At 39.4% G+C, this 22,122-nt stretch carries 18 protein-coding genes; 2 read left to right on the forward strand and 16 right to left on the reverse strand.

Annotated elements, in window-relative coordinates:
* Nucleotides 1–436 precede the first annotated feature (436 nt).
* The 16 genes from CXF72_RS10005 to CXF72_RS10080 all read right to left on the reverse strand — a co-directional run bounded on the left by CXF72_RS10005 (nt 437) and on the right by CXF72_RS10080 (nt 16,276).
* Nucleotides 437–1,450 carry a tetratricopeptide repeat protein gene (locus CXF72_RS10005; protein WP_101038819.1) on the reverse strand — a complete coding sequence of 338 codons (1,014 nt, stop codon included), beginning with the start codon at nt 1,448–1,450 and terminating at the stop codon, nt 437–439.
* Between the two features lie 8 nt (nt 1,451–1,458).
* Nucleotides 1,459–2,427 (reverse strand): type II secretion system F family protein, encoded by a 969-nt coding sequence (locus CXF72_RS10010; protein WP_101038820.1) that lies wholly within the window; start codon nt 2,425–2,427, stop codon nt 1,459–1,461.
* A gap of 15 nt (nt 2,428–2,442) precedes the next feature.
* On the reverse strand, nt 2,443–3,411 hold the full coding sequence (locus CXF72_RS10015) for a type II secretion system F family protein (RefSeq protein WP_101038821.1): 969 nt from the start codon (nt 3,409–3,411) through the stop codon (nt 2,443–2,445).
* An 8-nt stretch (nt 3,412–3,419) separates the two neighbouring features.
* Nucleotides 3,420–4,745, reverse strand: coding sequence for a CpaF family protein (locus CXF72_RS10020; protein ID WP_101038822.1), 1,326 nt, complete (start codon nt 4,743–4,745; stop codon nt 3,420–3,422).
* Nucleotides 4,746–4,748: 3 nt separating this feature from the next.
* Nucleotides 4,749–6,008 (reverse strand): AAA family ATPase, encoded by a 1,260-nt coding sequence (locus CXF72_RS10025; RefSeq protein WP_101038823.1) that lies wholly within the window; start codon nt 6,006–6,008, stop codon nt 4,749–4,751.
* A 36-nt stretch (nt 6,009–6,044) separates the two neighbouring features.
* Entirely contained in the window at nt 6,045–6,539 is a 495-nt protein-coding gene (locus CXF72_RS10030) for a TadE/TadG family type IV pilus assembly protein (protein ID WP_101038824.1), read from the reverse strand.
* Nucleotides 6,536–6,991, reverse strand: coding sequence for a TadE/TadG family type IV pilus assembly protein (locus tag CXF72_RS10035; RefSeq protein WP_101038825.1), 456 nt, complete (start codon nt 6,989–6,991; stop codon nt 6,536–6,538). The genes CXF72_RS10030 and CXF72_RS10035 overlap by 4 nt, the downstream gene beginning before the upstream one ends.
* A gap of 8 nt (nt 6,992–6,999) precedes the next feature.
* On the reverse strand, nt 7,000–8,406 hold the full coding sequence (locus CXF72_RS10040) for a TadE/TadG family type IV pilus assembly protein (protein ID WP_157823231.1): 1,407 nt from the start codon (nt 8,404–8,406) through the stop codon (nt 7,000–7,002).
* A 26-nt stretch (nt 8,407–8,432) separates the two neighbouring features.
* The gene (locus CXF72_RS10045) at nt 8,433–8,696 is read right to left on the reverse strand and encodes a hypothetical protein (protein ID WP_101038827.1); all 264 of its coding nucleotides are present in this window, start codon (nt 8,694–8,696) and stop codon (nt 8,433–8,435) included.
* A 26-nt stretch (nt 8,697–8,722) separates the two neighbouring features.
* On the reverse strand, nt 8,723–10,174 hold the full coding sequence (locus CXF72_RS10050; RefSeq protein ID WP_198552562.1) for a type II and III secretion system protein family protein: 1,452 nt from the start codon (nt 10,172–10,174) through the stop codon (nt 8,723–8,725).
* Entirely contained in the window at nt 10,164–11,009 is an 846-nt protein-coding gene (gene cpaB, locus CXF72_RS10055) for a Flp pilus assembly protein CpaB (protein WP_101038829.1), read from the reverse strand. The genes CXF72_RS10050 and cpaB overlap by 11 nt, the downstream gene beginning before the upstream one ends.
* A gap of 181 nt (nt 11,010–11,190) precedes the next feature.
* A complete protein-coding gene (locus CXF72_RS10060; protein ID WP_232784942.1) occupies nt 11,191–12,642 on the reverse strand; it encodes an AAA family ATPase in 1,452 nt (483 codons plus the stop codon).
* A 6-nt stretch (nt 12,643–12,648) separates the two neighbouring features.
* On the reverse strand, nt 12,649–13,212 hold the full coding sequence (locus CXF72_RS10065) for an A24 family peptidase (RefSeq protein WP_101038830.1): 564 nt from the start codon (nt 13,210–13,212) through the stop codon (nt 12,649–12,651).
* Nucleotides 13,213–13,238: 26 nt separating this feature from the next.
* Nucleotides 13,239–13,415, reverse strand: coding sequence for a Flp family type IVb pilin (locus tag CXF72_RS10070; protein ID WP_101038831.1), 177 nt, complete (start codon nt 13,413–13,415; stop codon nt 13,239–13,241).
* A gap of 424 nt (nt 13,416–13,839) precedes the next feature.
* Nucleotides 13,840–15,381 carry a L,D-transpeptidase family protein gene (locus CXF72_RS10075; protein ID WP_198552563.1) on the reverse strand — a complete coding sequence of 514 codons (1,542 nt, stop codon included), beginning with the start codon at nt 15,379–15,381 and terminating at the stop codon, nt 13,840–13,842.
* A gap of 28 nt (nt 15,382–15,409) precedes the next feature.
* Nucleotides 15,410–16,276 (reverse strand): helix-turn-helix transcriptional regulator, encoded by an 867-nt coding sequence (locus tag CXF72_RS10080; protein WP_101038833.1) that lies wholly within the window; start codon nt 16,274–16,276, stop codon nt 15,410–15,412.
* 679 nt (nt 16,277–16,955) lie between these two features.
* Here CXF72_RS10080 and CXF72_RS10085 point away from each other — a divergent pair.
* Nucleotides 16,956–17,186, forward strand: a complete 231-nt coding sequence (locus tag CXF72_RS10085) for a hypothetical protein (protein ID WP_101038834.1) — start codon at nt 16,956–16,958, stop codon at nt 17,184–17,186.
* A 778-nt stretch (nt 17,187–17,964) separates the two neighbouring features.
* Nucleotides 17,965–20,835 (forward strand): bifunctional diguanylate cyclase/phosphodiesterase, encoded by a 2,871-nt coding sequence (locus CXF72_RS10090; protein WP_101038835.1) that lies wholly within the window; start codon nt 17,965–17,967, stop codon nt 20,833–20,835.
* The last annotated feature ends 1,287 nt before the right edge of the window (nt 20,836–22,122 follow it).

A 22,122-nucleotide genomic window follows, 5' to 3' on the forward strand; every position in this document is an offset into this window, starting at 1 on the left:
CAGTTAATTTTAATGTTTTTAATCAACGTGATACGTTATTAAAAACTTAACTTCTTTCGTTCTGAGTAACCGGACTGACTTGCGTCTTTCCCGTTTCCGTGGGGCGCATTATAGGGATTTTATGAACCTTGGCAAGGGCTTTATTGACTATTATTTCAATAAAATGTTCGAACGATTATTTAATAAACAAACCGTTTTAAATATAGACTATTTAAACAGGAATCTGCTTTTTTGTGTTTCTTTGAATCTATATTTCCCTTCTTTATTCCTCTATTTACGCATCGTTCTTCTATATATATTAAGTGCAGGTGGCTTTTCTTTAAAATGGGTTAAGAGAAAGGAATTAGAATTGATGCCATTTGAGTTATTAACCCGGAGAGCGCCATCTTGAATATACAAATTTAAAGGCAGGCTTAATTTAGCCAGCCGTTATGTATTACTCTAGCATTAACATTCTGGTGTCTGATTGTGATATTTTCACACCATGAGCCTCTTGTTGCGCCAACCATAACTCCCTTTTTTTTAACTGCAGCAGATCTAAATTCACATTGGCTTTTTTATAATAGCTTGGTGATATATCAACAGCTTTTTGGAAAAAATATTCAGCTTCATCTAAGTTACCCTCGAGCATAACAAAGTACCCCAAATCATTATAAGCTTCAAAATCGCTCATCACTTGCTTAAAAGTTTGAATGGCCCGGCTGTATTGATTTTTCCTGACATACAACAAACCTAAATTAGTCCAGGCGCGCTTAAATCCAGGTTCTAGATTAATTGCTTTTTTATAATAATGTTCAGCCTGACTCAACTCACCCGTTAAATAATAGGAATAACCAATATTTGATAAAACATTAGAATAATTTTCACCCATGCTTAATATTAAGTTGTAATAAGTTCGGGCTAATGCAAAGTTGCCATTCATATCTTCTAACACACCAGAAGCATTATATGATTTTGTCAGAGATTCTCTATCCAGATCGTAGTAGCCGCTTTTGTTTATGCCGCCTAGCTTGCTAAGACGTTGCTGGTCTAATACTAAAGCTTGCTGCAAATGGATTTTAGCTCGTCCATACCTCCTATTTTGCAGTTCCATAATGCCCAAATATTGGTGAGCAATGACCAAATTCGGATCAATTTTGAGCGCTTCTGAATAAGCACGGGTGGCAATGGGTTTATCATTGCGCAGCTCATGAACACGGGCAATTCCAATTAACAGTTCAGTATCTGCAGGATCCATTTCTAACGCTTTAATATAATGAAATAATGCCTGCTCAAGATCTCCTTTTTGCTCTGCAGCCAATGCCAATTTAGAGAGCTCTTCTGACGTTGGGGTTTTCGTTGCCGCGTCACTCTGATTTTGACCCGAGATGCTGCAACCAAAAAGACCCAGTGTTAAAAGTAAAATGCCCGCTTTCAGATAAAAACTTAATTTAGCTGTTCCATTATTCATAAATTTCCCTAAAAAGCTTTATCCCAGACGGCCATCACTTTAAGTACAGCAGGTCCAATAGCCACAATAAAAAATGAAGGCCAGATGCAGCACATCATCGGAAAGATCATTTTAACCCCGAGTTTTGCGGCTTTTTCTTCCGCTTCCTGTAATCTTTTATCTCTATATTCGTCCGCATAAATTCTTAAGGTAGCGGCTATCCCGGTACCCAGTTTTAAACTTTGCACTATTACTGAGTTTAACCCGCGAATATCTTCAAGACCGGTACGCTCAGAAAATTCATGCAATGCATCCTGCATGGAATAGCCTGCCCGCACTTTACTGCAGACTAAGGTTAGCTCTTTGGAAAGTTCCGGGTGAGCAAATTCAAGTTCATTGCCCACTCGCTGGAAAGCTTCTAACAGACCTAAACCGGATTCACAGCAGACAACTAACAGGTCCAGTGCATCGGGGAAAAACCGGCGCAAATTTTTTATTCGGGAACTGGCAAGATAGGTCAGAATCAATCCGGGTAACAGATAAGCAATGCAAATAATGACAACAAAAAGATAAAAACTGAGCATGCGGGAAAAATCAGGAAATAATCTGTTAACAACAATAGCAATGCCTATTGAAATTAGCACAAAAATCAATTTCAACCCGTTATAAACATTTAAAGCGTTTTCGGATTGAAATCCGGCATGAATTAACAAACGTTTGGTTTTATTATCCCCCGCGAATTTACGTCGAATAAAAGGCAGTTTGGTCAGCGTATGCTCTAATGATTTATTAAACCCCGCATTGTTTCCTGAATAAACCCGCTCACCTTTGCCCATTTTCTGTAACTGTAATTTAATCGGCGAGTAGATACCCGAAAACAAAAAACTTAACGCGACAGCAAAAGTGATCCCACCAGCAGCAGCTAGCCCGTAAAGTAACCATTCTGCGTATTGAGGGTCATTGACATAACTATTAATTAAACTGAGAATATATTCCATAATGTTTCTCTTTTTTTATAGATCAATTTTTATCAATTTACTTATCCAAAAAGTGCCCAGTAACATCCCTAAACCACCCCATTTTAATAAATCCACCCCATCCGGTGTGCTAGTTAAGGTGGAGACATAATCGGGGGAACTTATATACAAGACGGCAAACAGCGCAAAAGGCGTCAAGACCAACACCCAGCCGGAAAGGCGCCCTTCCGCCGACAGTGTTCTAACCCGACGTTTAAAAGCAAAACGTCGGCGAATGATTTTTGAAAGACCTTCAATTTTTTCCGCTAGATTACCCCCGGTTTCCTTTTGAATACTGACCGCGCTGGCAAAGGCCATTGCCGAAGTGATAGGGACACGTTGCACAAAGATTAAAAGGGATGTTTTAACATCGGTTCCAAAATTAATTTGACTAAATAGGATGTAAAATTCTTTGGATAATTCACCCTGAGTTTCTTCATAAACCAATTTTAAGGCTTCCGAGAAAGCATAACCGGCCTGCAGCCCTCGTCTCAAAACATCAAGGGCTTCCGGAAACTGTTCTTCGATTTTTTCAAGACGGTTATTCATTGATCGCGTTAACTGCAGATGAAATAAAAATAAAACCACAAAAACGCCCACCAAGACAAACAAAGGGTCACGTATATAATGCCACACTAGCGGCGCTATAAGGGAAGAGACCAATACAGCCAGCAAAGCATATTGGTGGCCGAGCATTTTATGACCCCCTAATTGTAATTTATAGGTTAAATTTTTTATGAACTGTATTTCTTCCAATGTTCGAAATAAGCCGGGCAGTTTTTCTAATTTTTTATTAAGCACCAAATCGGCTTGCGGCACTGTGCCATCTGCTGAAATTTTTTTAAGATGCTTTCTTAATAACCGTGTTTTAGTCTTTTGCGGACTGTAAACGGAGACAAATAAGGATTGAAATAAAAAAATAACCGCGGCAAATATTAAGATTAAAAACCACATTTCATTTGTCATACAGCCCCCTAAAAATTAGCGATATTATAATCAACACCATAAATGGTATTGGGTAAATCTATTCCTTTTAACTTAAGCTGGTTATTAAAATTAGGCACTATCCCCGTCGCTTTGTAGTCACCTTGAATATTGCCATCGGCGTCTTTACCGGTTCTTTCAAATTTAAAAATTTCAGACATGGTGATAATCTCCCCTTCCATGCCGTTAATTTCCTGCACACTGGTGATGCGCCGACAGCCATCTTCATGACGCTGTAATTGAATAACCACATTAATAGCCGATGTAATTTGCGCGCGTATATTTTTCATCGGCATATCAAAACCCGCCATGCAGACCATATTCTCCATTCGGCCTAATGCATCTCTTGGCGTATTAGCATGCAGTGTCGTTAAAGAACCTTCATGACCGGTATTCATTGCCGCTAACATATCAATAGCTTCAGCCCCCCTTACTTCACCGATGACAATTCTATCGGGCCGCATACGTAAGCAGTTTTTCACCAAATCGCGCTGTAATATCTCACCTTTTCCTTCGATATTAGCGATACGGGTTTCAAGACGGACGGTATGGGGTTGCTGAAGTTGTAATTCAGCAGAATCTTCAATGGTAATAATGCGTTCATTTTCAGGAATATAACCGGATAAAATATTTAACAAGGTGGTTTTACCACTACCGGTCCCCCCTGATATGAGGACATTTAATTTACCCACAATAATGGCTTGAATAAATTGCCCCATTTCTTTACTCATGGATCCATAGGCAATCAGTTGCTCTGCGGTTAATTTCTCTACAGAAAAACGGCGAATGGATAAACACGGGCCATCGAGCGCCAAAGGAGGAATAATGGCATTAATACGCGAACCATCCTGCAGACGGGCGTCCACCATAGGCGATGATTCATCAATTCTGCGACCAACACGAGAGACAATGCGGTCAATAATATTAAGTAGATGGCGATTATCATAAAAAGTGACCGGGACTTTCTCTAATTTCCCAAAGCGTTCAATAAATATTTTGTCAAAATTATTCACTAAAATATCTGAAATAGAAGGGTCCGCTAACAACGCTTCTAATGGACCTAAGCCTAATACCTCATCAATAATGAGTTTGATAATTTTTTGCCGCGAAAGTAAATTAAGCGGACGGGATATTTCATTAAGTAACTGCTGGCAAATTTCAGTAATTTGTGCGCGCGCATTTTTATCATCTAAGGTTTCTAAAACAGATAAATCCAACATGTTTAATAGCTTTGCAAAGGTTTCCTGTTTGATCTGCAAATCTTGTTGGCTAATTGCGTCATATGACGGTTGCTCTTTATTTTTTAAGGATTCCATCATTTATTCCTTGTTTGAATTAAGCGAAAAACGAGACCAAAAGCTTGTCGAAGCTGCACTTTTTTTAAGAGAGAGGGGGAGCAACTTGAAGACTATTTGTTCAAAATCTTTTTTTGTTTTTTTGGGATTATTAGCCTGTTGTATGGATTTACCCAAATCGGTGCAGGCACTGGCTAGCTCATAATTATTATGGATAACAAATGCCGATTCGATACCCACCGCTTTTTTTATTTCTTCAACACTAATAGTGCTGTGTTTACTTGAAAAGCGGTTCACTATCAGATGAATTCGCTCGGGTTTTATGCCCAGACGCATTTTCATTTGCGACACTAACTCTTTGGCTTCGCGGATACTGACAATATTTTGTTGTACAACGACTAAGACCAGATCCGAAATATCAAGGATTGGAAGACTATGGGTATCTAACCCGCGGGAAAGATCCGCAATAACTAACTGGTAACTGGTGCGGATTTTATTTATTAACAGGCTCAAATCATTAGCATTTATTGTACCAATATCAGAGAGGTGGGAGTAAGGTTTGACCGGCAGAAAACTCAAATTCCCGCTTGAGCACATTATTGATTTAATCGCCAGCGCATCTAATTCGTGGACCTCTTGTAACGCATCGGTCAGGAAATATTCAGGATCTACGCCGGACATAGCAGCTAAGGTCCCATGTTGAAAGTCCCCATCATAAAGGGCTATATTGTCATTTGCTTGCTCAGCACAAATGCGCCCCAGGCAATCGGTAATAAAACTTGCCCCGGATCCGCCTTTACCATTAATAATACTCACCACCGGCGCCATTTTTATATCGGCTGAAATTTTTTCCATTAATAATAATAAAGCAGGTCCAATTTCTTCACTAAAATGGGCTAAAGGAATAAAGTCTTTAACCTGGTGCTGCATTGCTTTTCGCATCAAAGCCGGAGAAATATCATCCCCTATTAATAAAGCAGGAATGTTCTGCGCTGCAGACTTTTCCATACCGGCGCAAATTTGCTGCTCATCACCACAATAAACTAAGAGCACCATTTTAATATCAGTTTCAATAAAGCTGATTTTCGGTTCCATTTTCACCATTAAGTTTTTTACTGATTTTAAATAGCCCTGCAGTTGCTCTCTGCGCGACGAATCAGCACAAACCAATAGACTATTGACCAAAAAAGGCAGTGAAACTTTTAGCGGGTCATTAACCATTAAAGAAGAATTTCCCCCTGGTTCTTTTAATATTGAGGCTATTTTTAGCGTATTTCTTTCCATGATAATTAAACCTTATTAAAGTGGCGTTCAAATCTTTTAATCACATGTGGTGTAGCCGTATCTTGTGACCCCAAAGCTTTCACGCGGTAAGGTCGTTGAAAAACTCGGTGAGTTAAGGAAGGGAATGTCCACAAAAGGGATCGATAGTTGATACGAATAACCGACTATTTTGGCATGCACAAGCCTAATCTGAGTAAAAGTAGTCGCCGTATTACCGGCATAATCTAAATAAGAGATTTGAAGATTTTCCTTTGTTAATGGACGAAGCATCCTAGACTCTTTAGATATTGGGTCATAATCTATTGCGGCATTTAATACCGCATCAGATGCAAATAGTGGGCCACCAACGTTTTGTGATACCTGACAGACTGTCGCCAAACGCGCACCGCGCCGAGAAACTTCGGTTAGCACATCCCAGGTAAACATGACATGGAAAAATATCATTACCGCAAAAAAAAGCATAAAAAACAGTGATCCAACAATGGCAAACTCAACCGCATAGACCCCTTTTTGTTTGATTTTAGTGATCATGGCAATGCCCTCATCGTATATCTGGTCACCAAAGGAAAACTTAAATCATAACTGCCACTGCTGACAAACTTAGGTAATGAGTCAGTGAAGATAGGCTGCCATGGATAACTCGCAGTCACTGTTATAAATTCATCTGTAACGGAAACTGAAAAGGTGCTGGCGAATAGATTAGGTAATATTTCTTGCGTACTGGCCAAATCACCGTAGATCAACAAATGTTCTGCCTTAATCCTTGTTGCATTGGTCACAGTATTGCCATTAGCCGAGCTAAATTCAGGATTAGAAATAATATAGCGGGAAGCATTTCTGACCACCTTGTTTAAGGCATTATATTGATATAAAACCCGCGAAAATTCGGTCACGACAAATAAAGAAAACAGTAAAAAAGGTAATAACAATGTCAGCTCTATTGCCGCTAAGCCCTTTTGATTTTGTTTTAATTTTTTACCCATAACCCCTCCTAGGAGTCCTTGCTGCCGGGCACATGATAAAGTACTATCGTATAAGGGCCGGGCGTATCGTCTGCAACCCCAGATGGGTTACCCACAGAGCTGCAGTCCCCGGTAAATTCACCGATAATAAAATCATCACTGCCGCCACCCATTGTTTGGGTTAAGAAAAAACAGCCCAATCCCACAACGGGTATATCCGTTGCGCCATTATCTTTCCCGCTACAGTCTCCAATAACCAGTTTTAACATTCTTCGTTCAAAGCCACTCGTTGATACATTTTCCGATACGGTCACAACATCACCAGTAGCAGAAGAACCATTAACTGTATTGCTGCAAGAAAGTGAGTCGCTAATATATTGATTGTAACGATAAGCATTATCTATCGTATCCGGGTTAATATCACCCGCCTGATACACTATAGGTGTGTCTGTTTCAGCTGATGCGGCAGTTGCATCTTTTGCCTGTTTTTTTGTATAAACCGCAACCCTATCTTCCCCCTGACAGGTATTCCAATCAGCAGGATAGAGATCTGCGTCTTGCTTCATAGTACCGGCATAATCACCTAAGCGGGTGTTTATTCCCTGTGAGGCAGGCCCGACTTTATTACCCGGTTCAGTCGCCACCAGATCACCAACACCCAGAGTAGCTGCGCAATTTTCAGCATTGGTAAAGGGAGAACCAGCCATCAACTTTTTGATAACATCGCCACCTGGACTCGTCCCCAAACGAAGCAACTGGAAATTACCGGGCCCAATAGCAGGGTCGCTTGCAGAAGCAGAGCCGGATTTCATTGCATAGAGTTTTTCTATGGGTAAACCAAAAACGTTAGGCTCTGCTCCCGTATAATTGGGATCGCTACAAATCAGCATAGGCACTAAATCGGTGGGGCACTCTTCTATCGCGGTGCTTGGTCCCGCCAGCGCGACCGCAGAGACCTGTTTATTAAAACTCAGCAAATCAGCAAAGAAATTATTTAAATTAACATTCAGAAACTTAACTTTTACATAATGCGCATCTTGATCCGTCGAGCTTATAAAAGGATCTGCGCGCATTGAAAAATCAACACGCACCTGCCCGTTTACATCAATAGCACCATAGTTTAGCGACGAAAGATTTAGGGCGTCTTGAATTTCGAAATTATCAGCATGAGCAAGATTTTTGCTTAATATCTCGACCACGGCTTCTCTAGCTTCAAAATGACTGCCGCCTAAATCTAGGACAACAGCCGCGTGTAACGCTGATGAATCAGCAAAATTTTGCAGGCGGGTTTTATTAAGTAACAGATGACCACCATCCAAGGCTAACGCCATCATGGCAATAAAGGCAAACAGGCCAATAGTAAACATCACCAGAATATTACCCTCTTGTTTTTTAAGTAATTGACCGTGATAATATTTTTTTGCAACGTTATTCATAAACATCACCTTGTTAGTTCCGGATACTACTCTGCTATTGAAACAGCTCTGCCTTCTTTAGGTGCATAGGTACTTCCCTGATACCCCTTAATTACCTTGTTAGCGACATTTCCTTCTAGGGAGTTAACTACCCCGGCATTATTTTCCGGCGCCATCGGATCTAAAATCTGCATTTTATTGATTTCGGCATAAGTGCCCGATAGGCCATATTCGCGATTATTACTGTTACTGCAGGCAGAAAGAGCAAAAATCAAAAACGACAGACAGATTGAATTTTTAAATATTTTCATGGCTTAACCCTCGGTTTTAGTTGTACTTATAATTCCTGACCATATTTTTCCTGCGTACCACCACTATTAGGTAGCATATCTGCGCTAATATTTTCGGCCATATTAGGAGAGGTGTTGGTTTTTTTTGCCAGATTACGCTGGGTCATTGTGCCTAATAAATAAAAGTCCCGATCCGATGCGGACACAAAATTATCCGTCGGTAAGGCAATCCCTTCTTTATTAAATGGACGAACAAGCCTTGGTGTTACCATGATCACCAGCTCTGTTTGACCTTTGATATATGCCTGGCTGCGAAAGAGCTGCCCGAGCACCGGAATATCGCCAAAACCCGGTATTTTATCAACGGTTTCTCTGAGGTTATCACTGATCAGTCCGCCAATCGCAATGGTTTGACCGTCACCTAATTCAACCGTTGTTGAAGTGGTTCGTTTAACGATGGAAGGCACAGTAAAGGAGGTGTCCGTACCTGAAAGATTAATTGCAAGTGTATTACTGCTACTCAATTCACTGACCAGCACTTTAAGGTTGAGATTTATTTTCCCTGAATCTAAGACGGTTGGCACAAAGCTAACGCCGACACCAAAGTCTCTATATTCAATAGTAACTCCATCTTCATTTGGCACTGGAATTGGAAACTCACCACCCGATAAAAATTCTGCCTGCTGACCACTCAGCGCGGTAATATTAGGCTCGGCTAATATTTTGGCCAAACCATGTTGTTTGGCAACATCTAAGGCAAAACTAAAGAGCATATCACTGTTAAAATAGGTACCAAAAAGACCTTGTGATGCACCATCACCCAGCGCATCGAAAAGATCTCCGCCACTAACAATGCCGCCGCCCCCTTCACTGCCAAAGCCCGCTAATATCATTCGAGTATCCAACTGGCGAGCAACTTCACTTTGCACTTCTGCCACTGTCACTTCAAGCATCACCTGGTGACCGCCACCGACGGACATCATATTTAACACTTCACTTTTGCGATCACCGACGCTTGCGGCATCGGAAAATCCTCTGGCAAGTTCAACGGCTGAGTTCATTTTTTCCAGAGAGGATGCCTGACCACTTAATACTAACTGCCTCTGGGAAGATTCAATGCCAATTTTTTCATCGGGCAAATAATGATAGAAACGTTCACGTAAGGTGTTTAAGTCATGGGTCACTTCTATATTGATAATGTCGATAATCTTGTCATTTTCATCCCAAACCATTACGTTGGTTGTGCCTAAGGCTTTTCCCAGTACATAGAGCTCATTGGATTTTAAAATAAGAATATCGGCTATCTCAGCACTCCCGATTGAGATACGCTGAATATCATCTTTAATTTTTAAGTTGCGCGACTTATAAATAGGGATCTTTTCTGCACTGCCCTCTTTCATGCTTGGTCCACCAGCATGAACGCTAAGACTGCTAAAACAGAAAACCAGGGTAAAAATTATGCGGGTGAAATAAGGTACTGCCCTTTGTTTAATTTTCATTTTGTAGCCCTCCATTAGTCGTTTTTAACTGGATCGATTCCTGTATTACGCCGCGGATAATCTCAATTTTGTGTCGGATTCTAAGTGTTTGCAGGTTATTAGCTTCAAGGGAACTATCGACGACAGCTACCTCGGTTACGCTCAGAGGTTTATCCACAGAAGCAGTTATGAGTGTCGAAGTATCAGCTTGATCGTTGGGATTTCTAAGGGCTAATTGAATATCGCCTTTATCCTGAGCATTCATTAAAATTTCAGCTTGTTCGAGGCTAAGCTCGAGCGTGACCGCCCTGACTATCTGCGGTTTATTTTCATCGTAGGATGCTTTTTGATCTACGGCTAAGATTTTTACATTTGACAGAATTACATCGGTAGATACTTTCTTACCTTTACCATTGTAGGTATTTAAAACATCGACTTTATTACCCGGTAGTAAAAAACCAGCCACCCCCACCACATCATTAACACGAATAGTCACTGCGCGCATATTTTTACCAATCAGACTGGCTAAAGAGCTGCCCTCCCCTTTTTTAGCTAACCTTTGCTGGGTGATAATATCGCCTTGAAAAAGCTTTTGCTTAACCACCACCTCCTCTAACAGGCTTTTATCGGTAATAGTGCCTGCCGCCAGCAAATTTTTGGGCATGACGGTAGAAACTATATATTTAGGATCTAAGATAGTGCCCACGGAGAGATCTGTATTGACCGTAAAAACCTTTATTTGCCCTGCGGTTAAATCTTCAGGCTGATTTTCAGCCAGCCAATTTTGTGCGATCAATACGGCCCCCAGTCCGAAAACAACGGACAGGATAATAAACATTAGGGTTTTCTTATTCATACTTCCTCCTTATTATTTATTTTTAAATCTGCATTACCAGCGCCGTATGGATGACCTAGACAAAATAACGTTGCGTTACAAGAGCCGAGTTAATCACTTATACAAAATAACTTTGCGTTACAAGCGCCGAGTTAATCACTTATACAAAATAACTTTGCATTACCAGCGCCGTATTGCTGACCTAGACAAAATAACTTTGCCACGCAAAATCGAGTAATTCTTTATCTATTTCTAATCCTAATTTTTTAAAGACAATCTGATCACGAATAATTGCAATCAAATCTCTCGGGTAACAGGGTAAAAAATCTTTTTCATAAAAGGTTAATAAATCAGTCACCAAATAATCAAACAACGGCTGATCACAAGACAATGAATTTAAAGCACATTCTTTGTCCCAAATTATTTTAAACTGCTGTTTATTTAATCCTGAAAAAGGAATTTTATAACCCAAGCGTCTTAAAAAGGCCTCATCGATAAGCTCTGTGGGTGCTAAATTTGTCGAAAATAGCAGTAACATTTCAAAGGGCACTTCAAAATGCAGCCCGGATTGTAACGACAAAAAATCGCGTCTTTCTTCCAAAGGCACAATCCAGCGATTGAATATCGCTTTGGGCGTCACTTTTTGGCGACCTAAATCATCCAGTAATAAAATGCCGTTATTCGCCTTAAGCTGTAATGGCGCCTGATAGAGTTTTGAATTAGGATCAAAACGCACTTCGAGCATCTCCAGAGTTAATTCGCCGCCGGTAATGATCAATGGCCGTTTGCACAATAACCAGCGCTGATCGAAACTGCTGCCCATTTTCAATAAATCTTTATTATTCGATTGGTAAGTCGGGTGATGCACTGCAGGATCAAATAATTGCATGATTTCATTATTAACCTCTATCGCGTAGGGGATTAATACCTGCTCACCAAAGAGGAGATTAAGATGACGGCAAAAATAACTTTTACCTGTTCCCGGTTTACCATAAATTAAAATGGGTTTAGTTGAATTGAGCGCCGGACCCATTTTTTCAATTAACTGCTCTGGGAACATTAACCCCAAGAAAGCTTCATCCAGTGCTGCTTTGGTCAGCGGTGCACTGCGGCTTGATTGACTTCTGGCAATCTTAATATATTGCGCTAAAGGTAATGGTGCGGGGCCCAGATAACCGTTTTTTAAAAACGCTTTTTCTGCTTGGGATTGACCAATATGACTTAAGGAGAAGCGCATTTGACCGTCCTCGCCGCTTTGCCGGTTTTCAATCCAAGAAAGCGCTTTTGCCTGCTCGATTAAATCACTCACTATACCGCCCGACAGCGCTAATTTATCGCTTAATTCGCGAAGAGAATAGACGCCGCCAATGTGTAAATGTTTAACTAATAAATCCAGCAGTAAACTGGGCGATAAACCTGTTTCTACAATGGTTGACGGCCGGGGCGCTAACTGTAATAAGCGACTATCAAAGGGGAGTTCAACCACATTTTCAGGCTGTTGACTAGATTCTGTCATTAAGTTTTGTGAAATTGGTAAAGGTTGTTGGGAAATAGATAAGGGGGCGCCTGCATCAGGTATGTTATTAAGCAATTCAGTACCGCTCTCTTTTTGCTCTGCAACTGCATTTTTACTTTTTTTCTGGAAGTTAAACATTCTCATTCACCCTAACTGATAAGAAAAATTTGAAAGAAGCCATAAAACATCCGCATTTTGACTGCAGGCCCAAAGCCAGCCCATCAAGAGCGCGGGTGCATAGGGCACTTTCAATTTTAAAAACTGCTGGTTACTGGCCCGAATAAACTGACGCAGATATAAACAGCGCAAATAGTGGACCAGTATTTCTTTAAAGGGTTGCCAGCCTAATTTGTATAATGCCAGGCAGAGACTGGTCAGCGCGCCAGCAATAAGCGCGTAAATAATCGACCAGAGTAAAAATTTAATGTCTAAGAAGGAGCCGATGGCGACCATCAGCTTTACATCGCCTGCACCCAACATTTTTAGAGCAAAGGCAGGAAAGAGAATAAGGAGGGCAAGACCCGCGCCAAGAAAAGCGCTTAACAGGCCGGCCCATTCAGAAAAATAGGACTGTACGGTAAACCCGGTGATCAGGGCTGCCGCACATAACCAATTAGGGATGCGCTGGTATCTTAAATCGAAATAAAGCGCGATTAAAAATACCAGCAAAATAATAGAGAGTTTAATAATCAAACTGAGATCTTCCATTATTCATCCCTTTGATTTTACAGTTATTAAGGAGCTATTTCAGCAGCCAGTTCATTAATTCTAGCCGTTGCATTAGTACCCAATAATGTAAATGCAGTGACCATACCACCCACAACCAAGCCGCCTGCGACAGCATATTCCACTGCCGTCAAACCGCTTTCATCTTTCACAAATTCAGTTAGTAAACTTTTAATATTTAACATAATAAAAAACTCCTAATGATTAAATTTAAACAAGGTAGTAACCCCTGCTGTTTATTCGATGTAATCGTTCTCTTTGTTGATAAGCTAATAAATCACCCTAGCAACGAATTTAAGATTAGATGCTGTTATTTGAATGTGTTATCACTCAATTGCCTTTTCTAGTCTGAAATTGCGCCGGGCTATTTATTTACTGTCAAAGAGGTGATATTAGAAAATAAAAATTGAATAAACTGAGCGGGTTATTTACGTGCAGGTAATTGATGGAGAAAATAGAAATAGTTTTATCATTATTCATAAGTTCATAAACTTCGGCTAGAAAACACCTAACCAATTGATATGCATATTAAATTTACATCTAAATAAGAATAACAGCTTCATATTAAAGCCGATTAAAATAAGAAAATTTTTTAAAAAAAAGGGAGAGCTACATTGAATTGACTGTCTGAAATTGGGCCGGATTAGCAGACTTATTATCCAGCGCATAGATATCGGCAGAGAAATGTAATACCCCCTGCTGATTAAACCAGGCGGTTTGATAAGTAATATAAGCAGGCAGGTCGTTATTTAAAGATAAATATTTAGTGTTGCCGGCGTTAAGGGCTGCAAGCATTTTTTGTTCACTTCTTTGACCTTCACTTCTTTGACCTTCATTGCCTTGACCTTCAAGGGTTAACAGGTATTTTGCTAATAAACCGGCATCCTCCAAGCGCACACAACCATGACTCAGCGCCCTGAACTGATTATTAAACAGGGATTTAACCGGCGTATCATGCAAGTATATTGACTGATTATTGGGTATATTAAAACGGTAATTACCTAAAGCATTATTTACCCCGGGAGCTTGTACCAGGCGATAAGACTGCAGCAGTTCAGGCAGGTCCATATTTGCCCGGTCAATCTCCCGGTACTGCGGCGCCCTTCGGGAGCCTTTCACCAGCTGAAAATTTTTTCGTTTTAAGGACAAATGATTTTTTTGATACTCAGGTATTAATTCATTTTTAATAATATTATAGGTGGGTGTCCAGGTCGGATTAAGGGTTATCTGATTTATTTTTGTTATCATCTGCGGCGTTTGATTATCTCTATCACCGACTATTACTTTCATCTTTAATACCTGCTTTCCATATTCAATTACCGATAATTGATAATTGGGTATATTCACTAATAGATATTTATCGGGTTGTTTCGGCAGGGTAAACCAGCGCCATAAATTAACCTGTAACTGTTTAATGCGCTGCTCGGGTGATACCCGTAACGCGGCATAGGTATTAGGCCCCAACTTTCCATCAACGGTTAAACCATGGCGTAATTGAAATTTTTTTAATGCCTGAATCACCACCGAATCAAAAATATCGCGGCGATATGCAGTTTGCATTTTTCGTGGTAAATCCCCCAGCCGGGTTAGAATATTCCTGAGGGCTTTTATTTTATAATGGCTCTGTCCCAGTTTGGGTTGGAAATTAACATCCAGGGTTGGCCAAGGATAAGCTGATAATAACTGATAATAAACAATTGTCTTTCTTAACTGCTCTACCTGTTGGTATTTAGGAATCAAAGACAATAACAGCTGATCTGTTTCCCCCTTATTGACAGCATTCGTTAATAGGGACTCTGCGCTGGAAGTGGCCAAACTGCTGTATGAACTCTCTTGTGTCATTAATTTTAACAATCCAGCGGTTAACATAAGATCATGCTGTTGCTGCTGAGCCTTTGACGGTTTATTAACATTAGGCAGATAAAACCACCCTAAATCAGTGAATAAGCTGTTCAAGTTCATACCCGATAGGGTTAATTGATCGGATACAAACCATAAAAATTCTTTGTCTGTTTGCTGTAAAATAGTCCGATAAGAGATGAGACTTTGGTCGCTTTGATTGAAAGCGGATCGATTAGAAAATGATTTTTCCTGAGCAAATAGTGTTAGCGGTGCAGATAAAAAAACAAGAAAAAATAATCTAATAAGCATCAGCTTATTCCTCTTTTTAAAAAATATTTTATAAAACATGGCGTTTACCTTGCAACCTCTGATTGTCGGATTTAACCGCGGAGATTGGGAATAATTCAGATCTGATTCTTTGATATTGTAGATAAACATCACTGTGCTCTATCCCTGTAGAGCCTTCTGCATAGGAGGTTGGAGTAATATTAAAATGCTCTCTAAAACTTCGACAAAAATGCGACGGGTTGGCAAACCCTATTAGGTAGGAGATAGACGTGATGGAAATGTCCCCTATGACTAATAGCCGTTCCCCCTCCTCAAGCTTTCTAAATAACAAGTAGTAGCTGTAAGCTATACCACAAGAATCTTTAAAAAGATGACTGATACGGCTAGGGCTTAAATAAACTTCCTTTGACAAATCCAGCAGAGAGGGACTCTTACAAAAATCGCGTTCAAGGATCTCCAGCACGTTGTTCAATGAATCATTATTAATAATATTAGAGCAAAAAAGATCAACATTATTTTCTATAGGCACGGTCAGAAATTCTACCGAGGTTTTATTTTTTATTGTGCTAAACAGCTGATATTGATCTTGATTTGACAAGGGAAAAATAAACAGATCATCAACGCCGATATGTAAAGATTGATGCAATAAAGGGATAGACAGCGTTAAAGTGAGGACAAAAAAATGCTTGTTGGGGTATTTATTACGAATGTAATTTACATTATAGAGATGATCAGCACGCGTAAAATCCATTAGATAAATAACGGCACCTGGATTACCCTTTAATTTTTCAAGAAATTCCATTGAATTACAACAATCAATAACACAAAATGGGCTGAGTTTTTTGAGACAACACTGCGATAAAATCGGATCAAATCCAATTAAAAGAAGATTTTTTCCATTACTGTTAAACACCATTTAAATCCCTTTTAAACTATATCCTAATAACTAAAAAAACGGTTTAGAGCAAAAGAAAGCACTAAAAAAAGGCACCAGATTAGCTGGTTTCTCTTACAAAACCGATAACGCCACACTAATAGCCGTGCTCCCTCTTTCTGCATATTCAGGTTCTTTTGACATTCAGACTTAAGAATTGGTCACCTTGGCAATTCTGTCAAATTTACCTTTGTAATTAAGCGCTTATTTTTAGCGGATTAAGCGTTTAACTTAAATATTTATAAAGCAGGATCAAAAATCACCTACTTATAAAATTTTTTAATAGCAAACAAACTTATTAACTTTCCAATTTCACCCACTGCTCGAACCGTGTTTTGGAGCCTGGGAAGTGACTGTTCAGCTTTAGTCATATTCCCCAAAATTATACTGCCGAATATCACCTCCCCTCATACAATAGTTACAATTTTTTGCATAAATATGTGCATTTTTTATTTTTCTTAGGTATTTATTGACAACATTCTGAATAGTTTTAAGATAGAATAAAAATAGAATAGATATAAGGCTGAATATATGTCAATTAACTCATCATTAACTTAGCAGATGACTTGAGTAATCCACTTACTCCGATGACAGTTCGACATTAATAAAAATATTTAGCGGCAGACTTGCCCCTTACATTATACTTTCAGTCGCTAGCACTATGTTAGAAAAGCTTCCAGGCTCAGTCATTATTAGCACAACGGCAGGCGGTGAAATATTAGATGAGAGTATCGTCATCTCACTTTCCCTATTCGATCAAACTCATTTTAAAAGTATTCATCTTGTCGGTGATGATTCCGAAAGTATGAGTAAAGAAATCGCCGATTCAATCATCGCTAAAGAGACTCAATATGTCATTATGTTTGCAGTGCAACCGAGAGGCTATTCTTAAAGAATTTAATTAAATCTTTTTAAAGGATGTCATTATCGCAGGCCGGTTGTCCGATAAAGATCACTACGTTAAGCATACTATTTTATCCATGGTGCTGATATTTTTGACCATGGCATTGTTACAGTTGCTCTTTCTCCCCCTGATTCCATACCTAGAGTTTAAATTGGCGCACTATCCGGAAAAAATGGTCGTGACACAATCCAGCGGAAAAATTGTGTAGGAGATTGCTAATATAACTATTCAAGATGTCGACGCTAAATATTTAGGTGAGGATATAGTGAAAAAGATACCGCATAGAACTTCCTCTCTTTATGCAGTCAGGCAATGTTAATATCGCCCAGTCTATGGTTGGAGTTTAGCAAGGCAACCAGGGAATTATTTATGCAGGTGAACTTCCCGAAGGATCTGAAATCCATTTTGGGATAGGCCGTCCAAATATACTTTCCTATAGTGTACAAAAAAGTTATTTCCGAAAAATCAGAAGTACCCTTATTTTTAACAGTACCCGAGCTGTATCAAGCATAACTACACAACAAGTATTAGTGTTGCACTTTTTTAGAGTACGAAGTAAATCAGGATGATACGCTTAAGTATGCAGAGTGTGCTATCTATCAAGTAAAAGAGAGTGGCTGAGGTAAGGTTCTATTTTAGAAAACAGTTTAAGCAGGAAATATGTTATATAATCAACTCATCAATATAGAGCTAAGATCTCTTTTTCAAGCGAGGCGATAGCCTTCGAATCAATGTAGCAACTAAAAAAAACAAAAAGGCTGTAGAGATGACTCTAGAGAGTAAAAGAAAATATAGTTTTATTCTTGTAACCATACTGCTGATATTAGCCTACCCGCTACTCAGATCGATAGAGTGGCATGGAAGCACCCATTTTCATGCTTTCATGGAAATAATTGCCACATTATTAGCGCTGTTTGTTGGAATATTATCGTTTATTCACTACAACACGAACAAAAGTAATCAATTATTTTTATTAATAGCGGTTGGTTTCTTTGGAACAGCTTTTTTAGATGGCTACCACGCGACAGTCACCTCCCTCTTTTTTGCTGAACTTTTCCCCAGTCTCCCTCCCACCCTTATTCCCTGGAGCTGGATAGCGTCTAGGCTGTTCTTATCAATATTTCTCTTTTGGAGTTATATCCATTTTAGATACACGCACAGTACTATTATAAATGAAAGACGTCTTTATACCTTTACTTTCATCAGTACCCTCGCAACATTCCTGTTTTTTGCGTTTGTCCCGCTTCCTAGCGCATATTATCCGGAATTTATCTTTCACAGGATAGCGGAATTAATACCAGTATTGTTTTTCTCATGCGCACTTTATGGCTACCTTGTTAAAGGAAATTGGAAAAATGATATTTTTGAATATTGGCTTACGCTTTCATTAATCGTAAGCGTCATATTACAAATTGTTTTCATGTCTTCTTCAGAAGTCTTGTTTGATATTCAATTTGACGCTGCGCACTTATTGAAAAAAGTCAGTTATATATTGGTGCTAACGGGACTGTTAAAAAGTATATATAAACTGGTTCTATATGGGGAAATACAGCGGACAGAATTAATCAAAAAAACAGATGAACTCAAAAAATATCAAAACATTGCGAGATTAGGAAGTTATATTCTTGATTTAAAAACAGGAATATGGATAAGTTCTGAGATACTGGATGAGTTATTTGGAATAGATCAATCTTATAATCATTCAACAGAAGGATGGACTCTTATCGTTCACCCTGATGATCGTATAAGGATGGATCTCTATTTAAGAAATGAAGTACTCGCCAAGGGTAAACCCTTCGACCAAGAATATCGTATTATTCGTCAGAGTGACCAAGCTATACACTGGGTCCATGGTCTTGGGGAAATTGAATTAGATAACAATGGATTACCTGTAAAAATGGTTGGCACTGTTCAAGATATTACTGAACAAAAACGGGCTTCTGATTCGCTACTCAAACTCTCATTAGCTGTTGAACAAAGCCCGAATTCGATTGTTATTACCGATCTTAATGGCAAGATTGAATATGTTAATAATATGTTTACCAAGGTAACAGGATACGGGAAGGATGAAGTCCTTGGTCAAAACCCTCGTATATTGAAATCAGGTAAAACACCGCAAACAACCTACGAAGAGATGTGGGCCCATTTGACATGCGGTGATATATGGCATGGTGAAATTATAAATCGCCGCAAAGACAAAAGCATCTACATCGAATCGGCTACCATTACACCCGTAAAACAAGCTGATGGGAAAATAACCAACTACGTGGCTATTAAAGAAGACATTACTGAAAAAAAGAAGGCTGAAGCTTATACTGAAAACCTCGCTTATTTCGATCAGCTCACTGGATTACCAAACCGTCGTATGCTGAAGGCTCAGGTAAAATACCGGCTCAATATGGCACAAAACAATAACAAACCTTTAACGGTGATGTTTCTGGATCTCGATAATTTTAAAAATATCAACGATTCTTTAGGGCATACTATCGGCGATCAAGTATTAATAAAGATGGCAAAACGAATCAAGAAAGCGATTCGGGAAGTAGATACCGTGTCGCGTTTGGGAGGAGACGAATTTATTATGCTTTTCCCTGATACAGATGCGAATGCGGCAATGCATATTGCCACAACACTGATTCAAGAAATTTCAAAAGCCACTGTCGTTGAGCATAATGAGCTGACTATAACACCTTCAATCGGTATTGCTATCTATCCGAATGACGGTAAAGATTTCAAAACGCTGCTAAAAAATGCTGAGACTGCTATGTACAGGGTCAAGAATGACAGTCGTAACGGTTTCCATTTCGTCACACAGGAGATGCAATTAAGTTCATCCCGTAATCTGCAATTGGAAAATGCACTGCGCCATGCACTGAAACGTAATGAACTGCAGCTATATTATCAGCCACAAATTTCAATATCTAGTGGACAAATTATAGGAGCTGAAGCCTTATTAAGGTGGCATCATCCACAACTCGGAATGATCTCTCCTGCTGAATTTATCCCGATAGCTGAAAGTAGCGGTCAAATTATTGAGATTGGGGAATGGGTTCTTCGCACCGCGATAAGGCAAACAAAAGACTGGATGGACGACGGATTTACGCCAATGATAATCGCGGTGAATTTATCTGTAGTGCAATTTAGGCAGAAAAATTTACTGACACTAGTCACCGACATTCTGGCAGAAGTACAATTGCCAAACGAATATCTGGAATTGGAACTGACCGAAGCTGTTACTATGCATGATCCGGTGGCTGTGATTAATGTTATGAATACATTTCACAAGCAGGGAATCCGCATGTCAATCGATGATTTCGGTACAGGCTATTCTTCTCTAAGCTATCTGAAAAAATTCAAAATATACAAACTAAAAATAGATCAATCCTTTATACGTGATATTTCCAGTGATCCTGACGACCGCGCTATTGTCAGTGCCATCATCGATATGGCAAGCAACTTGGGATTACAAACTATTGCAGAAGGTGTCGAGACAGCTGAACAGTTAGACTTCTTGCGGCTACATGGATGCCATGAAGTGCAAGGATACTATTTCAGCAAACCGCTTCCTTCTGTGGAGTTTGAACAGTTCCGATATGATCATCATTTGACTTCCTCTCCCACTAAATCAGAGAGCTAATTTTGAAGGCGATGCTTAGTCGTCACTCACTAAGTTCCTCGTCAACACACCTTCATTAATCAAAAGTCGCTTAAGCGACTTTTACGGTCGATCCGAAGGCTAACAGCTGTTGTCCAACGGCTTTAATCTTCTTGTCAGATTTCTATCATGGCAGGTTCTACAGCGTTTCGACGATGGGAAGTGCCGATCTATTTCAGAACATTTCGTCCAGCCCAGTCACCCATCAAACTCCCCCAGCTGGCATCAGGAATAGCGTTAGCTAAAATCGGGTCTGCTTTCGTTAATCAGTTTACGGGTCGCTTGATGGGTAGTGACAATAGGCTAATTTCGCTACAAAGACATGGGGTGCTAGATTTAAAACCTTAGCTGGTGATCTAAAAACCAGTTAATCCTAAAAAAATACCCTGCTGTTTTGCAGATATTGGCATCGGTTTAATATCAACGTCACACAAGCAGTACCCGGCTGCATCTTTTGAAATGGTAATAGTTAATGCTCGTACCATCTGTATAGTAAGCATCGATGCAAATTTTAAAATTCGGTTATAAACAAACAGCCGAATGTCTTTGCTGACAGCAAAGCCTGATCATCTGTTGGGTAAAATCTGAGGATTTAGCTGTATAAAAATGAGGGAACAGTCTTTACAAAAAAGAAAGAAGTTGGACATAAAATCGATTTTCTGCACAAATAAATTTTTCTGATCGTAAGAGCACAGTTAAAATTTTCATGGAAATTTAATAATATTCGGGATTTTGTTATTTATTTTTCAGGGGATTAGAATTGGGATGTGATTTTAAAAATAGATTTTTATTTCACTTTAAATCAATTACTTGCGAGGGCAGGTTTGTTGATCCCGATGAACTTTTTCTTTTAAACATTTTAAAGTTGGTTGCGAGAGCAGGATTTAAACCTACGTCTTTCGCCAGTGTTTATCAAGAGTTGAGCCCGATGAGATTTTTTAGAATATATCAGAGTTGGTTGCGAGAGCAGGATTTGAATCGATGACCTTTGCCAGTGTTTATAAAGAGTTGAGCCCGATGAATTTTTTTAGAAGATATTAAAATTTGTTGTGAGAGCTGGATTTGAATCGATGACCTTCGCTAGTGTTTATCAAGTGTTGAGCCCGATGAATTTTTTTAGAAGATATTAAAATTTGTTGTGAGAGCTGGATTTGAATCGATGACCTTCGCTAGTGTTTATCAAGTGTTGAGCCCGATGAAATTTTTTAGAAGATATTAAATTTTTTTGTAAGTGCAGGATTTGAATCGATGACCTTTGCCAGTGTTTAT

Origin of the sequence: Psychromonas sp. MB-3u-54 (genome assembly GCF_002836415.1) — a bacterium.
In the GTDB taxonomy this organism is placed as follows: Bacteria; Pseudomonadota; Gammaproteobacteria; order Enterobacterales; family Psychromonadaceae; genus Psychromonas.